The organism is Salmonella sp. 5800 (assembly GCF_046558195.1).
GTDB lineage: Bacteria > Pseudomonadota > Gammaproteobacteria > Enterobacterales > Enterobacteriaceae > Salmonella > Salmonella enterica.
Window position 1 is genome coordinate 146764 of the sequence record NZ_JBGDOX010000003.1, and the last position, 17237, is coordinate 164000.

Consider the following 17237-nt stretch of genomic DNA (forward strand, 5'->3'; position numbering starts at 1 on the left):
GATAAATCATGGCTACGTTTATGACTGAAGATTTTCTACTTAAAAACGACATTGCCCGCACGCTGTACCATAAATACGCCGCGCCCATGCCGATTTATGACTTCCACTGCCATTTAAGTCCGCAGGAAATCGCCGACGATCGCCGTTTCGATAACCTCGGTCAGATCTGGCTGGAAGGTGACCACTATAAATGGCGAGCGCTACGAAGCGCAGGCGTGGATGAGTCGCTGATCACCGGCAAAGAGACCAGCGATTATGAAAAATATATGGCCTGGGCCAATACCGTACCAAAAACGCTGGGTAATCCGCTGTATCACTGGACGCACCTTGAACTACGCCGTCCATTTGGCATTACAGGTACGCTGTTCGGACCGGATACCGCAGAAAGTATCTGGACGCAGTGTAATGAGAAACTGGCGACGCCGGCTTTTTCCGCGCGCGGTATTATGCAGCAGATGAATGTGCGGATGGTCGGAACCACCGACGACCCGATAGATTCTCTGGAATATCACCGCCAGATAGCCGCCGACGACAGCATTGATATTGAAGTCGCGCCAAGCTGGCGCCCCGACAAAGCTTTCAAAATCGAACTGGACGGCTTTGTCGATTACCTGGGGAAACTGGAAGCGGCGGCAGATGTCAGCATTACCCGTTTCGACGATTTACGTCAGGCGCTCACTCGCCGTCTCGACCATTTCGCCGCCTGCGGCTGCCGCGCGTCGGATCATGGCATTGAAACGCTGCGATTTGCGCCAGTACCCGACGACGCACAGCTTGACGCCATTCTGGGCAAACGTCTGACTGGCGAAACGCTGAGCGAACTTGAGATCGCCCAGTTTACCACGGCGGTGCTGGTCTGGCTGGGCCGTCAGTACGCCGCACGCGGCTGGGTGATGCAGCTACATATTGGCGCGATCCGTAACAATAATACCCGGATGTTCCGCCTGCTGGGGCCGGATACCGGCTTTGACTCCATTGGCGATAATAACATTAGCTGGGCGCTCTCCCGTTTGCTCGACAGTATGGATGTGACCAATGAACTGCCCAAGACTATCCTCTATTGCCTGAACCCACGTGATAACGAAGTCCTGGCGACCATGATCGGTAACTTCCAGGGGCCGGGAATTGCCGGAAAAGTGCAGTTTGGTTCCGGCTGGTGGTTTAACGATCAGAAAGACGGGATGCTGCGCCAACTGGAGCAACTGTCGCAAATGGGACTGTTAAGTCAGTTTGTCGGGATGCTGACCGACTCCCGCAGTTTCCTTTCTTATACGCGACATGAATATTTCCGTCGTATTCTCTGTAACCTGCTGGGACAGTGGGCGCAGGACGGAGAGATTCCTGATGATGAAGCGATGCTAAGCCGTATGGTTCAGGATATCTGCTTCAATAATGCCCAACGTTATTTCACGATTAAATAATCGCTATTAATCTGTGAGCACAGGTCTCAGGTATTTCGAGGGGCAGGAAGGCGGTAAGAGAGTGAGAAATTTAGCAGTAACGCACTTTTCCAGCCAAAGTCTGGCCGCCGATAAAAAGCAAAGATGTTGCTGATTAATCCCGAATCACTTACTAAGGTAAGTGATTCGGGTAAACAAACACAGCCATCTTCTGCGTCATGCTTCTTTTCTCTGTCCGGAATAACTCCAGTGCAGAAAGTGTGATACATCAGTCCTGTTGATGATGGCTCCTGTTGGTTATACGGTAATAACTTATGACTTCACAGTGTGGTTTCTTTTAACAAATCGACAGCCAGCATTTCCAGCTGGTTAACCACCTCATTACTGGATCGCTCCATTCTGTCGAGTTCTTGCGACATCGCATTCATATTGCCTGCGGCAAAATAGCTCAGCGCAGAGTGACCAGCGGTATGCACCTCTTTATGCGGCGCTTCCAGACTACGGAAACTGTAGTAATTGCTAAACTGCTGCCCTTCAAAACCGTAGTACCATTTCCCCAGCCGACACTGATCGTGCATCGTTATTTTACTGTTTATGTCTTTATTTAAGAGTAATTTGTAGACTTCCATTTTCCAGATAACATGGTCAACTTTAACAATATTCAAAAACTGCACCGTAGAGATGTACTGCATGACCGATTTCATGCTCAGCGATTTATCGATGACGATGCCAATAGACTCCACAATTTGATTTATGTTAGTCGTAATATTATCAATAACCGGCTGTTGGTTATCCAGCACCTCACTCACTCTGGCCGTATTATCTTTGATTACAGAGGTTAACGTACTGACGCTTTTCGAACTGTGTTTAACATCTTCGGACAGGTTTTTCACCTCTTTCGAAATAACGCTAAAGCCACGCCCGGCATCCCCTACGCGCGCGGCCTCGATCGCGGAGTTAATCGCTATCAAATTGGTCTGGTTAGCGATCTTCTGTATCTCTTTAATACACGCATTAATTTGCGTTAAAGAGGTATTTAAGTCGCCCATACGACAGCCAATATCCGATGAAGTCGTGCCAATTTCGGTGATAAATTCCACGAGCGATTTTAATGAACTTCTGGCTTTATCATTCTGTTCGTTAAGTTCATTAATGCGTTCTTTTTCAATGTTGAGCTGCTCACAGGACTTAATGATGGCATTACGAATGATATCGATCGTTGAGATCCCCATCAGAATTTTTTGACACAGTATCCGCTCATAAGGCTCAGGAGTATCCACCACCACGTCAGACGCATTAGCGCCAGATTCTGCTGCTGGCGGCGGTATTTTTACAACATTATTATTCCAGTGGCGCAAGCCTAATACTTTTTTAAACATATACCATTCTCCTTATTATATGTGGACATCCTGATCTATGCCTGGATAAAGTATTATCAACTCATGCTAACATAATGAAAAATCGGCTGTCATCTGCCATAACCATACGTTCACCAGAATAAGACAAAACGTCCACTAAACTTAAATAATTACAAAGTAAACTATTCAACAATACTATTAATAGTCATAATGGAAGTCGCTTCGCTTTATACGCAAATATCATTTACAAGGCTGATAATAATAATTAACTGCATTTACTTAGGTGTATCTATATCTCGGCCCGAAGATTGCAGACAGGGTTTAAACGCAAACTTTTGCAATAGAAAAATAACCTAACGTAAACTTTTTATATGACTAACAATATCATTTAAACTCGTCAATATATTATGCTGTCCGTTTACCAGCCAAACAGGCATGACCTAAATCCAAAGGGATAGGGGGCGGCGTAACCGGCCGCAAAAAGTACCGATTAGACGAAAATCTGGAAACGGATGCGCCAACGCGGCGAGCGTCACCGCCTGCGTCAGAAAAGTTAAGAATAATTTGTGATGTTATTTCTCATATGTTACCAGTAAATGGCAGGCTGACAGCCGTTCGCTGGTAAACACAACAGGCGGGATATCGGCACCCACGCCGATATCCCGACGAGAATGACCCCGTTACGCTTTGATGACAATTAACGGTTCAATATCGCTCTCTTTTTTAATGACTAATGAATCATCGCCGCGCAGGCACGTACCGCCGTAGTTACCGCCCACGGTAAACGTACAGACCTGAATATACTTCCCGGCGACCTTCGGCAGGCACCACAACTGCTGATAGATATTTTTCTGCGTGGCGAACTTGCCGCTGGTTTTATCCAGGAGTTCTTCCTGATGGCTCACCAAATCAATATTACTACCGCAACGTCCGGCAATCGGTTTTACCGCATAGCCGGTCTGCACCAGCTCATCGTTAACGGTAAAATCCGTGTCGAGCAAATAGCGATGATGCGGGAAGAGCGACCACAGGATGGGCAGGATCGCTTTGTTACCCGGGATCACCGTCCACAGCGGTTCAAACACCAACACTTCCGGGCGCAGTAATACATCAATCAGCCGGACTTCATTTTCCGGGTGCCCGGTACGAATAGGTACTGCGGCATACTCCGTCTCGCTGACTTCGCGTATCTGCTCCATCGCCGTTTCCCACGCCCAGGTTTTCCAGACACAATTCACCAGCCGTCCGTCGCCATCGATCAACTGCCCGGCGTCATCCCAGCGCAACTCGCCCAGCCCGCGGAGAATTTTGCTCGCGAAGCCGGCCTGATGCAGCGCCTGCTGCATAAACTGCGCGTGATAGTCCTCCTCGATATCATCATCCTGCATGATATGGACGAAAGGACGCGCTTTACTGTGTTTCCAGGCGCCTGCCAGCTCGTTAATTAAGCCCTCTGCCGGGTTATGCCCTTTACCGGTATAGCCCTGCTCAGCCCATTTTTCGAGAATTAATCCCGCTTCGGTATGGCATGATGCGGAATCGGCATTGTATTCATAGACTTTCAGCCCGCGTTCATCCATGCAGAAATCCATACGACCGGTGATCATATGGTGACGACGGCGCTGCCAGGAGAGGCGCAGACGCGGCCAAAGAATTTTGGGGATATCGAATAGCGCCAGCAGATTATCGTCTTTTAAAACTTTGTCCGTAGCGTGCAGGTACATCAAATGCAACTCATTGGTCGCTTTGATAAGCTCCTGTTCAGCGCTCTCGGTGATGGTAAAATACTGGTACGGGTCCTGATTGATAACGTGTCCGTTCGCCTGTACATAGGCTTTTTGTAACGGATCGCGCTCATCCAGCCACTGACCGTCAAACTGACCTTTCTCTGGCAGTCTTGCGCCGCGAATCGCCAGCGACTGATTCGCGATGTCAGGCTGTGACAAACTGTATTGCGTGTCGTCGGTCTGGATCATCCAGCCTAAAATCGTCGTGTCATCAAAGGTGTCGCGCAGGGTGTAACACCCGTTTTCTACGACCATTTCCAGTTCGCGAGTCCACTGCTGCCCTGGCGGCAATGGCGTGTGGATAACGTTTTGCTCAGCAATACGAATTTTGTTATCCAGGAGCTGGGTGATAATCGCAACGTGCCCGGTTTCGTTAAACTCGCCGCCCTTTTGCCAGATGAGCAGCGCCCCGGCCTCCGGCGCGCGCGGCGAACCGTTCGGGAAGGCCTGCAAAGGCAAAATATTGTCATTCACCACCTCGCGCAGAAAACGCAGCGAGAAGATTTCCCAGGCCATGCCGACGTCAGTAAAAACAACGCCATAATTCAGAAAGAGAAAACGGCGGGCAAATTCCACGCACTGCCATTTATGCCCCATGTATTCATCGTCGATGTAGCTACGAAAAGCTGCGTCGTCGTCGTCCCACGGATCGAGGGAATTGTAATCTGAAGAGTAGATCGCTACGCCGCCGGGGGCGTAACCCAATAATGTCCCGAAGGGGGCATCCTGACTGGTGGTTCCTTTGCTCATGCACTTACCTCAAAACAAGACCGCCTGAGCAGCCTGGCGTGATTTCGCTCTGATTGTCTGCTCTGTGACACTAACCGGACAGAGGTCGACATAATCATACACCTCAATAAGGCACACTGAGGCCAGAAGGTTAAAATTTCACTCGCCAGAATGTCCCAATCGGTTAAATGTCCGACTAGCAAGCTGCTACACTGCTTCAACACCACCACTGTGAAGGCAGGTCAATATGGCAGATAATACTTATCAACCCGCAAAAGTCTGGACGTGGGATAAATCCGGCGGCGGCGCGTTCGCTAACATTAATCGCCCGGTTTCCGGCCCGACGCACGACAAAACGCTGCCCGTCGGCAAACATCCGTTACAGCTCTATTCGCTGGGGACGCCTAACGGCCAGAAAGTGACCATTATGCTGGAAGAACTCCTGGCGCTGGGCGTGACTGGCGCCGAATATGACGCCTGGTTGATTCGCATCGGCGAGGGCGATCAGTTCTCCAGCGGCTTTGTTGACATCAATCCGAACTCAAAAATCCCGGCGCTGCGCGATAACTCACACAACCCGCCGATTCGAGTTTTTGAGTCGGGCGCAATTCTTGTTTATCTGGCGGATAAGTTTGGCCATTTCCTGCCGCAGGATCTGGCTAAGCGCACAGAAACCCTTAACTGGTTGTTCTGGCTACAGGGCGCGGCACCGTTCCTCGGCGGCGGTTTCGGTCATTTCTATCATTATGCGCCGGTAAAAATTGAGTACGCCATTAATCGCTTCACCATGGAAGCCAAGCGTCTGCTGGACGTGCTGGATAAGCAGTTAGCTCACCACCCGTATGTCGCGGGAGAAGAGTACACTATTGCCGATATGGCCATCTGGCCGTGGTTCGGCAACGTGGTGCTGGGGAATGTCTATGATGCAGCGGAGTTTCTGGATGCCGGAAGTTATCAAAACGTACAACGCTGGGCGAAACAGGTAGCCGAACGTCCGGCGCTAAAGCGGGGGCGCATTGTCAACCGGACCAACGGCCCATTGAACGAACAGCTTCACGAACGCCATGACGCCAGCGACTTCGAAAACCATACCGAAGATAAACGTCAAAGTTAAACCATGAGGCCGGATGAGGTAGTAATGTCGTCATCCGGCATGGTATTCCCTGCTGACGCTTCGCTTATCCGTTCTGCGAGTGTGTCATATTCGGCACTTCACTAAACCCATGTTGCATGAGAATCAACCTCGCCCGTGCTGATAGTAAAAAGTCGGCAAGCGTTTTTCCCTGCTCGCTCAGGCAGGCAAAGCCATATTCAGCCACGGGATTATAAGGTTCCGGGATATCAACCACTCGCAGCGAATTAACCAGCCGTAGCCTGGGAGCATAGCTGGCATAGCCGATAAAGATATCGGTGTAATCATGATTGATGAGCCATTCCGCCGCCAGCCGGCCCGCCGGTAACGGCAAAGTCTGCCTGCCGCCAACCAGCGCTACCGCGCGTTTTCGGACCGCTTCGCCCTCCTTGCCCATCCGCGAAAAAAGCTGCTGCGTATAATCGCCGGAAGGATCGCAACCTGCTGTTGAGGTGCCGATCCGCAGATCCCGCCGGGTTAACAGCGACAGCCAGTCCTCGCCTTCACGCATCGCCTGTGCCCGCACGCTCAGACACAAACGGTTCGTCGTAAAAGGCGCGACCCGCAGCGCCCGCCCGCTTTCCAGCAGCGCCTGCGGATGCGCCAGGTTCGCCGAAGCAAAAAAGTCGCACGCTTCGCCCGCTTCGATGCGTTCACGTAACAGCCCCGCCGGACCGAAATCACATACCGCATCCGCCTGAAACGCCGCCATTAGCTGCGGCCAGACGACGCGCAAGCTCCCCGCAGCCAGTATTCGCATCACTGTACGCCCTGATAGTCAGTACGGTAAAAACGTTGATACCAGTCGTTAGCGGCCTTTTGCATGTCAATATCGTGGAATTTTTCCGGATAGAGTTTTTTCGCCATCCACAGTTCGCCGATTCCCACCGCCTCCGGCATCGGATATCCCCAGGCTTTGGCATAATCCGGCATCAGGTAAACCCGATGATGCTTCACCGCGTCAATGACCTGCCACTGGGGATTGTGCAGGATCTCATTGACGACCTTCGGATAGCGATTCTGGACAAAGATCACCTGTGGATCCCAGGCGATCACCTGCTCCATTGTCACCTGCTTAAAGCCTTTCACCGAGGATGCCGCTACATTCAGCGCCCCTGCATGGGCCATCATCAGACCGGTATATTTACCGGAACCGTAGGTGGTCAGCTCCGGATTCGCCATATAGGCGCGAACCCGCTCATTTTCAGGAACCGACTGCAAACGGTCGCTGACCATCTTGCGACCTTTATCCATCGCCTCAATCAGCGCTTTCGCCTCCTGCGGTTTATTGACGATATCGCCAATCAGCGTTATTCCTTCACGCAGCCCGCGATTATAAGCCTGCTCGTCATCGGCCAGGGTCGGGTTCATTTTAGCCTGCTCGCCAGCAACATCATGGCGCAGCGAAATCGCCACCACCGGAATGCCAAGACGGCTGATCTTGTCGATCATCTCCTGCGGAGCGTAATTCGTGACAAACACCACCTGCGGGCGCAGCGCCACCAGTTTTTCAGGATCAACGTGCGTTAGATCGCCCAGCGAGACTTTTTGCGCCAGTTCCGGCGCCAGACGCGCATAGCCGTCGCCTAATTGCTGTTTCCAGTTCGCCATGACCCCAACGATTTTGTCAGTGGCATTCATCTGTACAAGGAGATTGAGCGTTTGATGCTGGAGCACCACCACTCTGTCGACGGTGTCGGGAACCGTGACCTGGCGGCCAATTTGATCGGTAAAAGTACGCGCCGCCTGTGACATTAACGGCCAGCAAAAAAGCAACGCCAGCAGAGAGAGCTGGCGCAAAAATTTATTCATAGGTTTCGCCCCATAATCGATATATAAATAATTATACAACGATTATAGAGCGATATAATAGAGGTGATTAAGGGATCACGCGCTGGTGATGTCGTACTCCATGCGGCGCAGCGCATCTAACGTGGCTTTCGCTTCGTCTTCGTCAATGATGCTCATCGCAAAACCAACGTGTACCAATACCCATTGCCCTATCAGATCGGCTGGCTTACCTTCACAAATCAGAGCAATATTGACATCACGTTTGATGCCACACACTTCCACCTGCGCAAGCTGGTGAATATCATCTCCGACGGCCAGCACCTGACCGGGGACGCCAATACACATAATTAACCACCTGAAATAAAATGCGGGTTATTCGACCTCAATACTTTTTACTTTCAACGAATCGCCGGTATCCACCCGCAGGCGATCGCCATGACAATGCGGACATTGCGCGTCATGCCTGAGAATTTCCACCACCTGACTGCAATCCCAGCACCAGGCCTGGGCCGGTCTGTAGTCGATGTGCAATTCGCACCCTTGCGCTAAAGTCCCCTGGCAGGCGATGTCAAAGCTGAAACGAACCGCGCGCTCTTCAACGCACGAAAGCGCGCCTATCTCCAGCCATACGCCGGTGACGCGCGCCACGCCGTGCTGTTCTGCCTGCTGCTGAATAATTTCAACGGCGCTTTGGCAAAGAGACAGCTCATGCATTCTCACAGCTCCGACGGCCAAACAGCAACGCGCGCCGGCTTGTCTGCGGCGCATCAGGATTGCTTACCGGCAGGGATAACAGCATCCGCGCGCAGTCATCCGCCAGCCGGACGCCCTCTTCCGGCGACAGGCTACGGGAAAGCGGCGACATCAACGAGCAGGCAAGATATTGCGAAACGCCTTCCAGTTCGCCAACGGTAAAGGTCATCGTGCCATAAGGCAATTGCAGACCGAGTTTTTCACCGACGGTACGCCCGGGCCAGATCTGGTCCGGGCCAGGGAAGATTAATGCGCTTAACATCCACGGCGTAATTACCGTGCCCGTCCATTGTCCTTCAAACAACGTAAAATCAGAGACATGCACAGGCATAGTCGGATGCAGAAACGAAAGATCGTGCATCGAACGATGGGCTATCTCTTCAAACGCCGCCTGAACCCGGGCGACGGGCGCCATGTCGAATCCGGAAAACGTTTCAGACATGCGCCGTCTCCTTAGGAATTGCTTCGACGCCGGATTCACGCAGCGCAGCAAGAACCTGCTCAAGCGCAGGTTCAATCATCGCTTCGACGGTTGGCGTTAAGCCGATGTGCGGTTCCAGCGACTGTGGAATAACGCCGACCAGGGTCAGTTTCTTCGGAAACTCGCCGGTAAAGCGGAGGGCCGACAATACGTCGGCCAGCCCAAGCTGATGGGGGGAGATTTTGTTGGTGAACAGCGCCGGAACTTCATCGTCGCGCAGTACCATAATGGTTCCCGGCGCGTTCTTTTTCGACACGATGGCGTCGGCAATGATCAAATGATCCCGACTCGCCATATCGCCAAGAAGTTCCATTCCCGCCGTACCGCCATCTAGAATCTCAACGAAATCCGGCAGGGTGTATCGTTGCTCTAACGCTTCAACAATACGTACCCCGATGGCTTCATCGGTCAGCAAAATATTGCCGACCCCTAAGACTAATATCCGCATTACAAAACCTTCACCGAGACCACTTCATTGCCATCGGCGTCCACCACGTGCACCGCGCACGCCATGCAAGGGTCGAAGGAGTGGATGGTACGTACCACTTCCAGCGGCTTCGCCGGATCGGCGATCGGCGTACCGACCAGCGACTGTTCGTACGGCCCCACGTCATCGTTGAAGTTACGCGGACCTGAGTTCCAGGTCGATGGCACCACTGCCTGATAGTTACTGATAATACCGTCTTTAATCACCATCCAGTGAGACAGCATACCGCGCGGCGCCTCCAGGAAGCCCACGCCTTTGAACTCGCCCGTCGCCGGAATGTTCGGCTTCACAAACGTGGTGTAATCGCCTTTGCCGATATTTACAATCAGCGCGTTGTATTGATCCTGCAATACGTTTTGCAGTTCACAACAGTGAACGGTACGCCCGATGATACGACCCAGCGTAGAGTGAAGTTGCGCCATTTCCAGCGTTTTGCCGGTCAGCTTCTGATAAAGCGCAATGATTTCATTGAGTTTGGTCTGGGTGGATTCACGACCTGCAGCCAGTTTACACAGCATGTTCGCCAACGGCCCGACTTCAACGGTTTTGCCGTAGAATGTCGGCGACTTGACCCATGAGTATTTACCGTCATCCGACCAACCGTCGTAAGCCGGGATCGTAGTGCCTTCCCACGGTGCCTGCGGCGCTTCATCTTTATACCAAGCGTGCTTCGCGCTCTCCTGAATACCTTTAATCAGGAATTCGTCGGAGTGAGAGGTGATCGGACGGTATGTCGACAGATCGGCATTGGTAATGTAACCGCCCGGGAACAGGAAACTGCCGTTTTTACCGTCGGTCGGGAATTCCGGCGCGCTCAGGTAGTTCACAGCGCCTTTGCCACGCTCCAGCCATTCCGGATAGTAGGCCGCGATGACTGCGGTATCCACTTTATACACCTGCTCGACAAAATCGCTCAGCTTATCGATAAACGATTTGATGTACATCAGGCGTTCAAGGTTCAACGTACCGATGCTGTCGAGATTGATCGGGTTCGCCACCCCACCGACCGCCAGGTTCTGGATATGCGGCGATTTACCGCCCAGCAACGCCACCACGCGGTTAGCGTCACGCTGACATTCCAGCGCCTGCAGATAGTGAGCGACCGCAATCAGGTTGACCTCCGGCGGTAACTGCATTGCCGGGTGCCCCCAGTAGCCGTTGGCGAAAATACCTAACTGACCGCTGGCGACAAGATCCTTGATCTTGTTCTGAACTTTCGTGAACTCTTGCGCGCTGTTCAGGTGCCAGCTCGACACGCCATCCAGCATCGCGGAGGCTTTTTCCGGATCGGCTTTCAGCGCAGAGGTAATGTCCACCCAGTCCAGCGCAGAGAGCTGGTAGAAATGGACAATATGGTCATGGGTAGTATGCGCCGCCAGAATAATATTACGGATATACTGCGCGTTGACGGGAACATCAATATTCAGCGCGCTTTCCGCCGCACGAACGGAGGAGATCGCGTGAGTTGTCGTACAAACGCCGCAAATACGCTGCACAATCATCCACGCATCGCGCGGATCGCGGTTCTTCACGATCTCTTCCATACCGCGCCACATGGTGCCGGACGCCCATGCTTTGGATACGACGCCGTTCTCAATTTCGCAGTCAATGCGTAAATGACCCTCAATACGGGTTACCGGATCAATAGTAATTCTCTGGCTCATGCTTTGCTCGCCTCATGACGATTATGATCGTTTTGTTTTAAAGGAGGAAGTATCGGCAGTAGACGAATGAGTACGATGTATGCACAAATCTCAATAGCCACAAAACCAATAGAAATCAACAATTCTTCCCAGGTTGGGAAGTAGTGGTAGCCGCCACCCGGGTTGAATGCCACCAGCGAATAGGTCAGACGCCACGTCGCGCAGCCCAACAGCGCGCTCAGCGCCGACAGGTACAGCATACGAGAGTCATTACGCAGTTTCGCCACACGCAGCACCACTAACGGGAAGACCATCAGGACGACTTCAATCCAGAACATAGCGGAGTAAAAATCGCCGGCAAACGCATAGGACAGCTTGTCGCGATAAATCAGTTCGCCAAAGCGCAGGACGACGAAAATCGCCAGCAGCACGCTGATGGTATTCGTCAGCTTAACAAACAAATTTTTCTCATCCGGACCGTTTCCTTTCAGGCCTGCCTGAACCAGCGAACCCTCAAATATGACAATAGAGAAGCCCATGATAAACGCGGTCAGAACCGAGAACAGCGGCAGCATTTCATAGCTTTGCCATAGCGGATGCACTTTATAGCCCGCCGAGATCATCAATGACCCCATTGAGGACTGGTGCATCGTCGGCAGCAGCGCGCCCAGCGCGATAATAAAGAACATCACCTTATTCAGACGCTTGAGCGACACTTTCCAGCCCAGACGTTCAAACAGGGCAGGCGCAAACTCCAGCGCCATCACGCCGATGTAGATGGTCATACAGACCGCCGTCTCAAACAGTACCGAGTTCACGTTGAAGTGACCTGGGATGTAGAAGTACGGCAGGTTCCAGTAACGACCGACGTCGATAGTGATCGACAGGCCGCCCAGCGAGTAACCAAACAAGCTTGCCAGCAACGCCGGGCGCACCAACGGATGGTATTGCCCACGGTTAAAGACATACACCGCCCATGCCAACGCCCAACCACCGCAGGCAAAGCCGGTGCCGATCAACAGGTCAAAGGCAATCCAGACGCCCCACGGGAAACCGCCGTTCAGGTCGGAAACGGAGCCCAACCCGAAGACCAGACGCTTCACGATAAGGAGCATACACAGGACGATTAACGGTCCAAAAATAATGACCGGTTTACTGATGATTTTTCCGCCCAGCGGTTTTGGATCATGACTCATGATCGTCTCCTCCATCGTGATGGTCGTTTTTGCTATTACGACGAACCAGCACGGTTAAGCCCGCCAGCGCAGCCAGGGGTAGTATCATGCCTTTATAAAGCGTGTGTTGAACATGCTCGGAGCGCGCTCCGGTTGAAAGGTCATCCAGCTTCGGCAGATCCAGATCTTCATAAGGAACGCCTGTCAGCACCAGCACCTGAGTACCACCGCCCTCTTTTTCACCGTAGAGGTGTGGGTAGTATTTAGGCACCGTATGCAGATAGGTGTCGTCCGTTTTCAACGTCTGGCGCGGATAGTGATATTCACTGCCTGGTTTGAGGGCCAGACGTTTTTTCGCTTCCGCCATCAGCTCTTCACGAGTACCGAAAATGACGGCCCCTGCCGGACAAACTTCCACACACCCAGGCAAACCGCCTTTATCCAGACGCTCAACGCCTTTCTGGTTACACAACTCACACTTGTGAAGCGCGCCAAACGGGTTGTTGTAGTCGTACTTAGGTACGTTGTACGGGCAGGCAACCATACAGTAACGGCAGCCGGTGCAGACATCTTTGTCATAGTGGACGATGCCGGTTTTCGGATCTTTTTTCAGCGCCGACACCGGGCAAACGGAAACGCAGTTAGGATCAACGCAGTGCATACACTGTTTCTTGATGTAGGCATAGCCGTTCTCTTCCTGATCTTTGTTCACGCCCGTGCCGCTACGCCATACCTGGATAATGTTATTGGTATACGGCGACAGCTTGTCGTTGTTCGACCAGGTCTGCTCCCCTTCCGGGTTACGCGCCGGGAAGTTGATATCCTGACACTTTGTGACGCAGGCCTGACAGCCCACGCACAGAGTGGAGTCATACAGCATGCCCAGCGAACCTGGAATCGGCGGACGGTTTTCTGCAGCCGCATGGCTGACAGACGGCGCGGCGCCCAACAGCAATGCTCCACCGGAGGCTGCTTTAATAAAGTCACGTCTGTTCACGGTTATTCTCCCCGTGAGTCAGCGTTATCTTTCTTTTGCTGACGCCCCAGTTCACGTACCGCCATCACGCTGACGCCGGCAACCAGACCGACTACGCCGCCAAGCAGACCGACAGCGCCCGCAGAGATATTGCCGCCTTCTTTCATATTGACGTCAGGTTTCTCTGAACGCGGAGTTTGGTTTTCGACATGAGCAAGCTGGTGAATGCCCTTATGGAAGCCGATACCTTCTTCGTTACAGCCATAGCAAGGATGACCGATCGCCACTGGCCAAACGCCGCCAACGTCACAGAACTGTAACGTAGAACAGTTGCCCCAGGTTTCCGGCCCTTTACAGCCAAGATGGTAGAGACACCAGCCCTGACGGTGGCCTTCGTCGCCAAATTCTTTGGCAAAACGGCCTGCGTCGAAGTGTGGACGACGTTCGCAATGCTCATGAATCAGACGGCCATAGGCAAAGGTTGGACGATTTTTCGTATCCAGCTTCGGCGGCGTGCCGTAAGTGATGATATGCGCGACGGTCGCCAGGAAGTTATGCGGGTTTGGCGGACAACCTGGAATATTGATAACCGTTTTGCCCGGTAAGACTTCCTGCAGACTGACAGCGCCGGTTGGGTTTACGCCAGCCGCAGCAACGCCGCCCCATGCCGAGCAGGAACCGATAGCGATAATCGCAGCTGCGCCGTCGGCGGCTTTGCGGATGTGATCCACGATCGGCTCGCCGGCAACCATGCAGTAGATACCGTTATCTTTTAGTGGGATAGAACCATCCACCACCAGAACATATTGCCCTTTATACTTCTCCAGAGCGTTATGTTTGTTTTCTTCGACCTGGTGACCGAATGCGGCGGAAAGTACCTCGTGGTATTCCAGAGAGATGGTCTCCAGAACGAGGTTTTCAACGGTTGGGTGTGTAGCACGAAGCAGTGATTCGGTACAACCGGTACACTCCTGAGCGCCAATCCAGATAACGGGCGGACGCTGTGGATTGGATACCGATTCTGCCATTTCTGCGGCGGCTTTGCTACTGAGCCCCATAGTAGCGGCCAGTGCTGCACAAAGCTTCATGAAATCACGACGGTTAATGCCGTGAGAAGTGATGAGAGTATTATCTCCAGTCATTTTATAGTTATTCCGTTACGAAGACCTGGCTTTTATTTTGCACTGTTCGCGAAGAAGTTATTGCGATCGGTACGCCATTTACCACACTTTTTTTATGGTTATGTGCGCCATAATACTTCGACGGAACAGTAAAACGAAGGGAAGAGGCGATAGTGTAATTAATTAAAGCAAGATAATACCCCTGTTGGATCAACCTTCGAGTCGATAACCGGCCATAAAGAAGCGAACCGCCATCCCGGAATGATTCTCTTTAAAGAAATCCATCACCATTTCTTTATCCAGACCATAGCGACGCGTCAGAATTCCGGCCTCCCACGCGCTAAGTTGACGATCGCCGGTCTTTTCGAACATACGGTGTGTAAAACCCAATACAAAGCCACGTTTATACTCAGAACAGAAATTCACCGCATGATGCGCGCTATATGCATATGGCGCGTGCAACCCAGCCATTAACCCTTTCCCAAAATGATTATTCATCTGACCTCCTTAGCCGATATATAATAAATTATATAGCGACTGGTTAAATGAAGGCCAGCGCATTACGCGCTTTTTTGCTTCACATCAGAAGGAAACCCATTCATCAGTAGACTGTGCAGGAGCCGACGCCATTCTCTGAACGCCAGGCGCCGCTTTCGCCGTTACGCGTTGTTGCGGCTCACTAGCGGAAAGCCGGAACTGCTGTACGGAGCGTTGCAAATCCTCCGTCTGCCGTTCCAGCGCCGCCGCCGCCGCGGAAACCTGCTCAACCAGCGCGGCGTTTTGTTGCGTAACGCTATCCATTTGCGTGATCGCCACGCCAACCTGAGAGATACCTTTACTCTGATCTTCGGAGGCGGATGCGATCTGTTTCATAATCGTCGTCACTTCCGTGACGCCGCGCAGGATGGCTTCCATCGTCGCGCCGGTCTCCTGGACCAACTGCGCGCCCTGCGCTACGCGACGTACCGATTCGCCAATTAAGGCTTCAATTTCTTTCGCCGCCCCCGCGCTGCGGCTGGCCAGGTTACGTACCTCACCGGCGACCACCGCGAAGCCGCGTCCCTGCTCGCCCGCTCTGGCCGCTTCTACCGCTGCGTTCAAGGCCAGAATATTGGTCTGGAAAGCAATACTATTAATTACGGTAGTAATTTCGGCGATCTGCTGCGAACTGGCGGAAATACCGTCCATTGTTTCTACCACATCGGAAACCAGTTCACCGCCTTTTCCTGCCGTTAGCGAGGCGGCATCCGCAAGCTGACTCGCCTGGCGGGCGTGTTCGGCGTTCATTTTCACCGTTGCGGTAAGCTGTTCCATGCTGGCGGCAGTTTCTTCCAGCGCGGCGGCCTGTTCTTCCGTTCGGGAAGAGAGATCGTTATTACCGGTAGAAATTTCCGTCGCGCCGCGCCAGATATTGTCGCTTCCGGCGCGGATCGTACTCACGGCTTCGCGTAAACTGTCCTGCATCGCGCGCAGTAGCGGCACCAACCGGCCTACGCAGTTACGCCCCAACGCTTCAATCGGCTGGCTAAGATCGCCTTGCGCGATGCGCTGAAATTGCTGACGGATGCGCTCCAACGGTTTCACCATCATTGCAACCAGATAGCGATCGGTAAAAATCAGGATAGCAATGCCCAGAATCACCGCCGTGATAAGCAGGATGCGGATGGTATAAGTTTTACCATCGACCATCACACGTGTGTTATCCAGCATGGCGCCAGCTTCATGACTAAACCGTTCCGCGCTGGTGCCGAACGCGCGACTGAGTGCGGGCGTGACCGTACTGGCATGTTCGCTCCAGGCGGTCAGCGATCCTTGCTGTGCCAGTTGCATTTGAGGAACGACGCCTTTCTCCAGCAAGGCCTGCCAGTTGGACAAGACCTCCCTTGAGATATCAGGGTTCATCGGCCCTGGCGATAGCGCTTTCATCTCCTCCAGCTTCTGACGCATATTCTCGAGCGACTGCCGGGCGGGCGCAAAATCGGGCGTGCCGCCGCCGATTTTTACATCCATCGCGCGGCTAAGGCGGGTAACAAAGCGGAAATATTGATCGTTACCCTGGCTTAGCACCGTCATTTGCCGCACAAGATGCCGGTCAATATCATTTCCTTCCGAAACTTCGGATAAAGCATGGACGCTGTATAACCCCACCCCCGACCAGAGTAGACAAAAAAGTCCCAGTATCGTCAGCATGACCATACGAATAGTAAAGTTTTGCAGCAAACGCATATGAATTTCCTTGCTGAATATAAGAGATTAGTCATCAGACGATGACGCACTCTCGTTATCGGCAAGGCGCGGAGAATATATAATGCATTCTCCATTTTTTTACAGTTATCGCCGTTTACGTACCCGCAGATGTTATATATCTGTGAACGCAGAGAAAATCTTTTAGTCTTATTACTGG

General features: G+C 52.4%; 16 protein-coding genes. 2 read left to right on the top strand and 14 right to left on the bottom strand.

Features of this window, described 5'->3' with window-relative positions:
- The first annotated feature begins 8 nt into the window (after window positions 1-8).
- Window positions 9-1421, top strand: coding sequence for a glucuronate isomerase (uxaC, locus tag ACLJZ5_RS07950; RefSeq protein ID WP_024797625.1), 1413 nt, complete (start codon window positions 9-11; stop codon window positions 1419-1421).
- A 299-nt stretch (window positions 1422-1720) separates the two neighbouring features.
- Here the strand turns inward: uxaC and ACLJZ5_RS07955 are convergent, their stop codons facing one another.
- Window positions 1721-2779 carry a methyl-accepting chemotaxis protein gene (locus tag ACLJZ5_RS07955; RefSeq protein WP_410958905.1) on the bottom strand — a complete coding sequence of 353 codons (1059 nt, stop codon included), beginning with the start codon at window positions 2777-2779 and terminating at the stop codon, window positions 1721-1723.
- Between the two features lie 659 nt (window positions 2780-3438).
- Window positions 3439-5295 carry a bifunctional glutathionylspermidine amidase/synthase gene (gss, locus tag ACLJZ5_RS07960; protein WP_000033690.1) on the bottom strand — a complete coding sequence of 619 codons (1857 nt, stop codon included), beginning with the start codon at window positions 5293-5295 and terminating at the stop codon, window positions 3439-3441.
- Between the two features lie 226 nt (window positions 5296-5521).
- Between gss and yghU the strand changes: the two genes are divergently transcribed.
- Window positions 5522-6388 (top strand): glutathione-dependent disulfide-bond oxidoreductase, encoded by an 867-nt coding sequence (gene yghU / locus ACLJZ5_RS07965; RefSeq protein WP_024797623.1) that lies wholly within the window; start codon window positions 5522-5524, stop codon window positions 6386-6388.
- A gap of 64 nt (window positions 6389-6452) precedes the next feature.
- On the opposite strand, the gene ACLJZ5_RS07970 is transcribed toward yghU, so the two are convergent.
- The 12 genes from ACLJZ5_RS07970 to ACLJZ5_RS08025 all read right to left on the bottom strand — a co-directional run bounded on the left by ACLJZ5_RS07970 (window position 6453) and on the right by ACLJZ5_RS08025 (window position 17059).
- Window positions 6453-7166 (bottom strand): molybdate ABC transporter substrate-binding protein, encoded by a 714-nt coding sequence (locus tag ACLJZ5_RS07970; RefSeq protein WP_024797622.1) that lies wholly within the window; start codon window positions 7164-7166, stop codon window positions 6453-6455.
- Window positions 7166-8218 (bottom strand): ABC transporter substrate-binding protein, encoded by a 1053-nt coding sequence (locus ACLJZ5_RS07975; RefSeq protein ID WP_024797621.1) that lies wholly within the window; start codon window positions 8216-8218, stop codon window positions 7166-7168. Before ACLJZ5_RS07975 ends, ACLJZ5_RS07970 begins: the two co-directional genes overlap by 1 nt.
- A gap of 75 nt (window positions 8219-8293) precedes the next feature.
- Window positions 8294-8542, bottom strand: coding sequence for a hydrogenase maturation factor HybG (gene hybG, locus ACLJZ5_RS07980; RefSeq protein WP_000334887.1), 249 nt, complete (start codon window positions 8540-8542; stop codon window positions 8294-8296).
- A gap of 27 nt (window positions 8543-8569) precedes the next feature.
- A complete protein-coding gene (gene hypA / locus ACLJZ5_RS07985) occupies window positions 8570-8911 on the bottom strand; it encodes a hydrogenase maturation nickel metallochaperone HypA (RefSeq protein WP_000544945.1) in 342 nt (113 codons plus the stop codon).
- A complete protein-coding gene (gene hybE, locus ACLJZ5_RS07990) occupies window positions 8904-9392 on the bottom strand; it encodes a hydrogenase-2 assembly chaperone (RefSeq protein WP_024797620.1) in 489 nt (162 codons plus the stop codon). The genes hypA and hybE overlap by 8 nt, the downstream gene beginning before the upstream one ends.
- Complete coding sequence (locus ACLJZ5_RS07995; RefSeq protein ID WP_001221962.1) at window positions 9385-9879, bottom strand: HyaD/HybD family hydrogenase maturation endopeptidase; 495 nt, start codon at window positions 9877-9879, stop codon at window positions 9385-9387. Before ACLJZ5_RS07995 ends, hybE begins: the two co-directional genes overlap by 8 nt.
- Window positions 9879-11582 carry a hydrogenase 2 large subunit gene (hybC, locus tag ACLJZ5_RS08000; protein ID WP_000083045.1) on the bottom strand — a complete coding sequence of 568 codons (1704 nt, stop codon included), beginning with the start codon at window positions 11580-11582 and terminating at the stop codon, window positions 9879-9881. The genes ACLJZ5_RS07995 and hybC overlap by 1 nt, the downstream gene beginning before the upstream one ends.
- The gene (gene hybB / locus ACLJZ5_RS08005; RefSeq protein WP_000017678.1) at window positions 11579-12757 is read right to left on the bottom strand and encodes a Ni/Fe-hydrogenase cytochrome b subunit; all 1179 of its coding nucleotides are present in this window, start codon (window positions 12755-12757) and stop codon (window positions 11579-11581) included. The genes hybC and hybB overlap by 4 nt, the downstream gene beginning before the upstream one ends.
- Window positions 12747-13733, bottom strand: a complete 987-nt coding sequence (hybA, locus tag ACLJZ5_RS08010) for a hydrogenase 2 operon protein HybA (RefSeq protein WP_001081721.1) — start codon at window positions 13731-13733, stop codon at window positions 12747-12749. The genes hybB and hybA overlap by 11 nt, the downstream gene beginning before the upstream one ends.
- Before the next feature lie 2 nt (window positions 13734-13735).
- The gene (hybO, locus tag ACLJZ5_RS08015) at window positions 13736-14854 is read right to left on the bottom strand and encodes a hydrogenase 2 small subunit (RefSeq protein ID WP_000145431.1); all 1119 of its coding nucleotides are present in this window, start codon (window positions 14852-14854) and stop codon (window positions 13736-13738) included.
- Window positions 14855-15043: 189 nt separating this feature from the next.
- Entirely contained in the window at window positions 15044-15331 is a 288-nt protein-coding gene (locus ACLJZ5_RS08020) for a DUF2623 family protein (RefSeq protein ID WP_001059119.1), read from the bottom strand.
- Window positions 15332-15415: 84 nt separating this feature from the next.
- Window positions 15416-17059: a methyl-accepting chemotaxis protein gene (locus tag ACLJZ5_RS08025; protein ID WP_024797619.1), complete on the bottom strand. Its 1644-nt coding sequence runs from the start codon at window positions 17057-17059 to the stop codon at window positions 15416-15418.
- Window positions 17060-17237 lie beyond the last annotated feature (178 nt).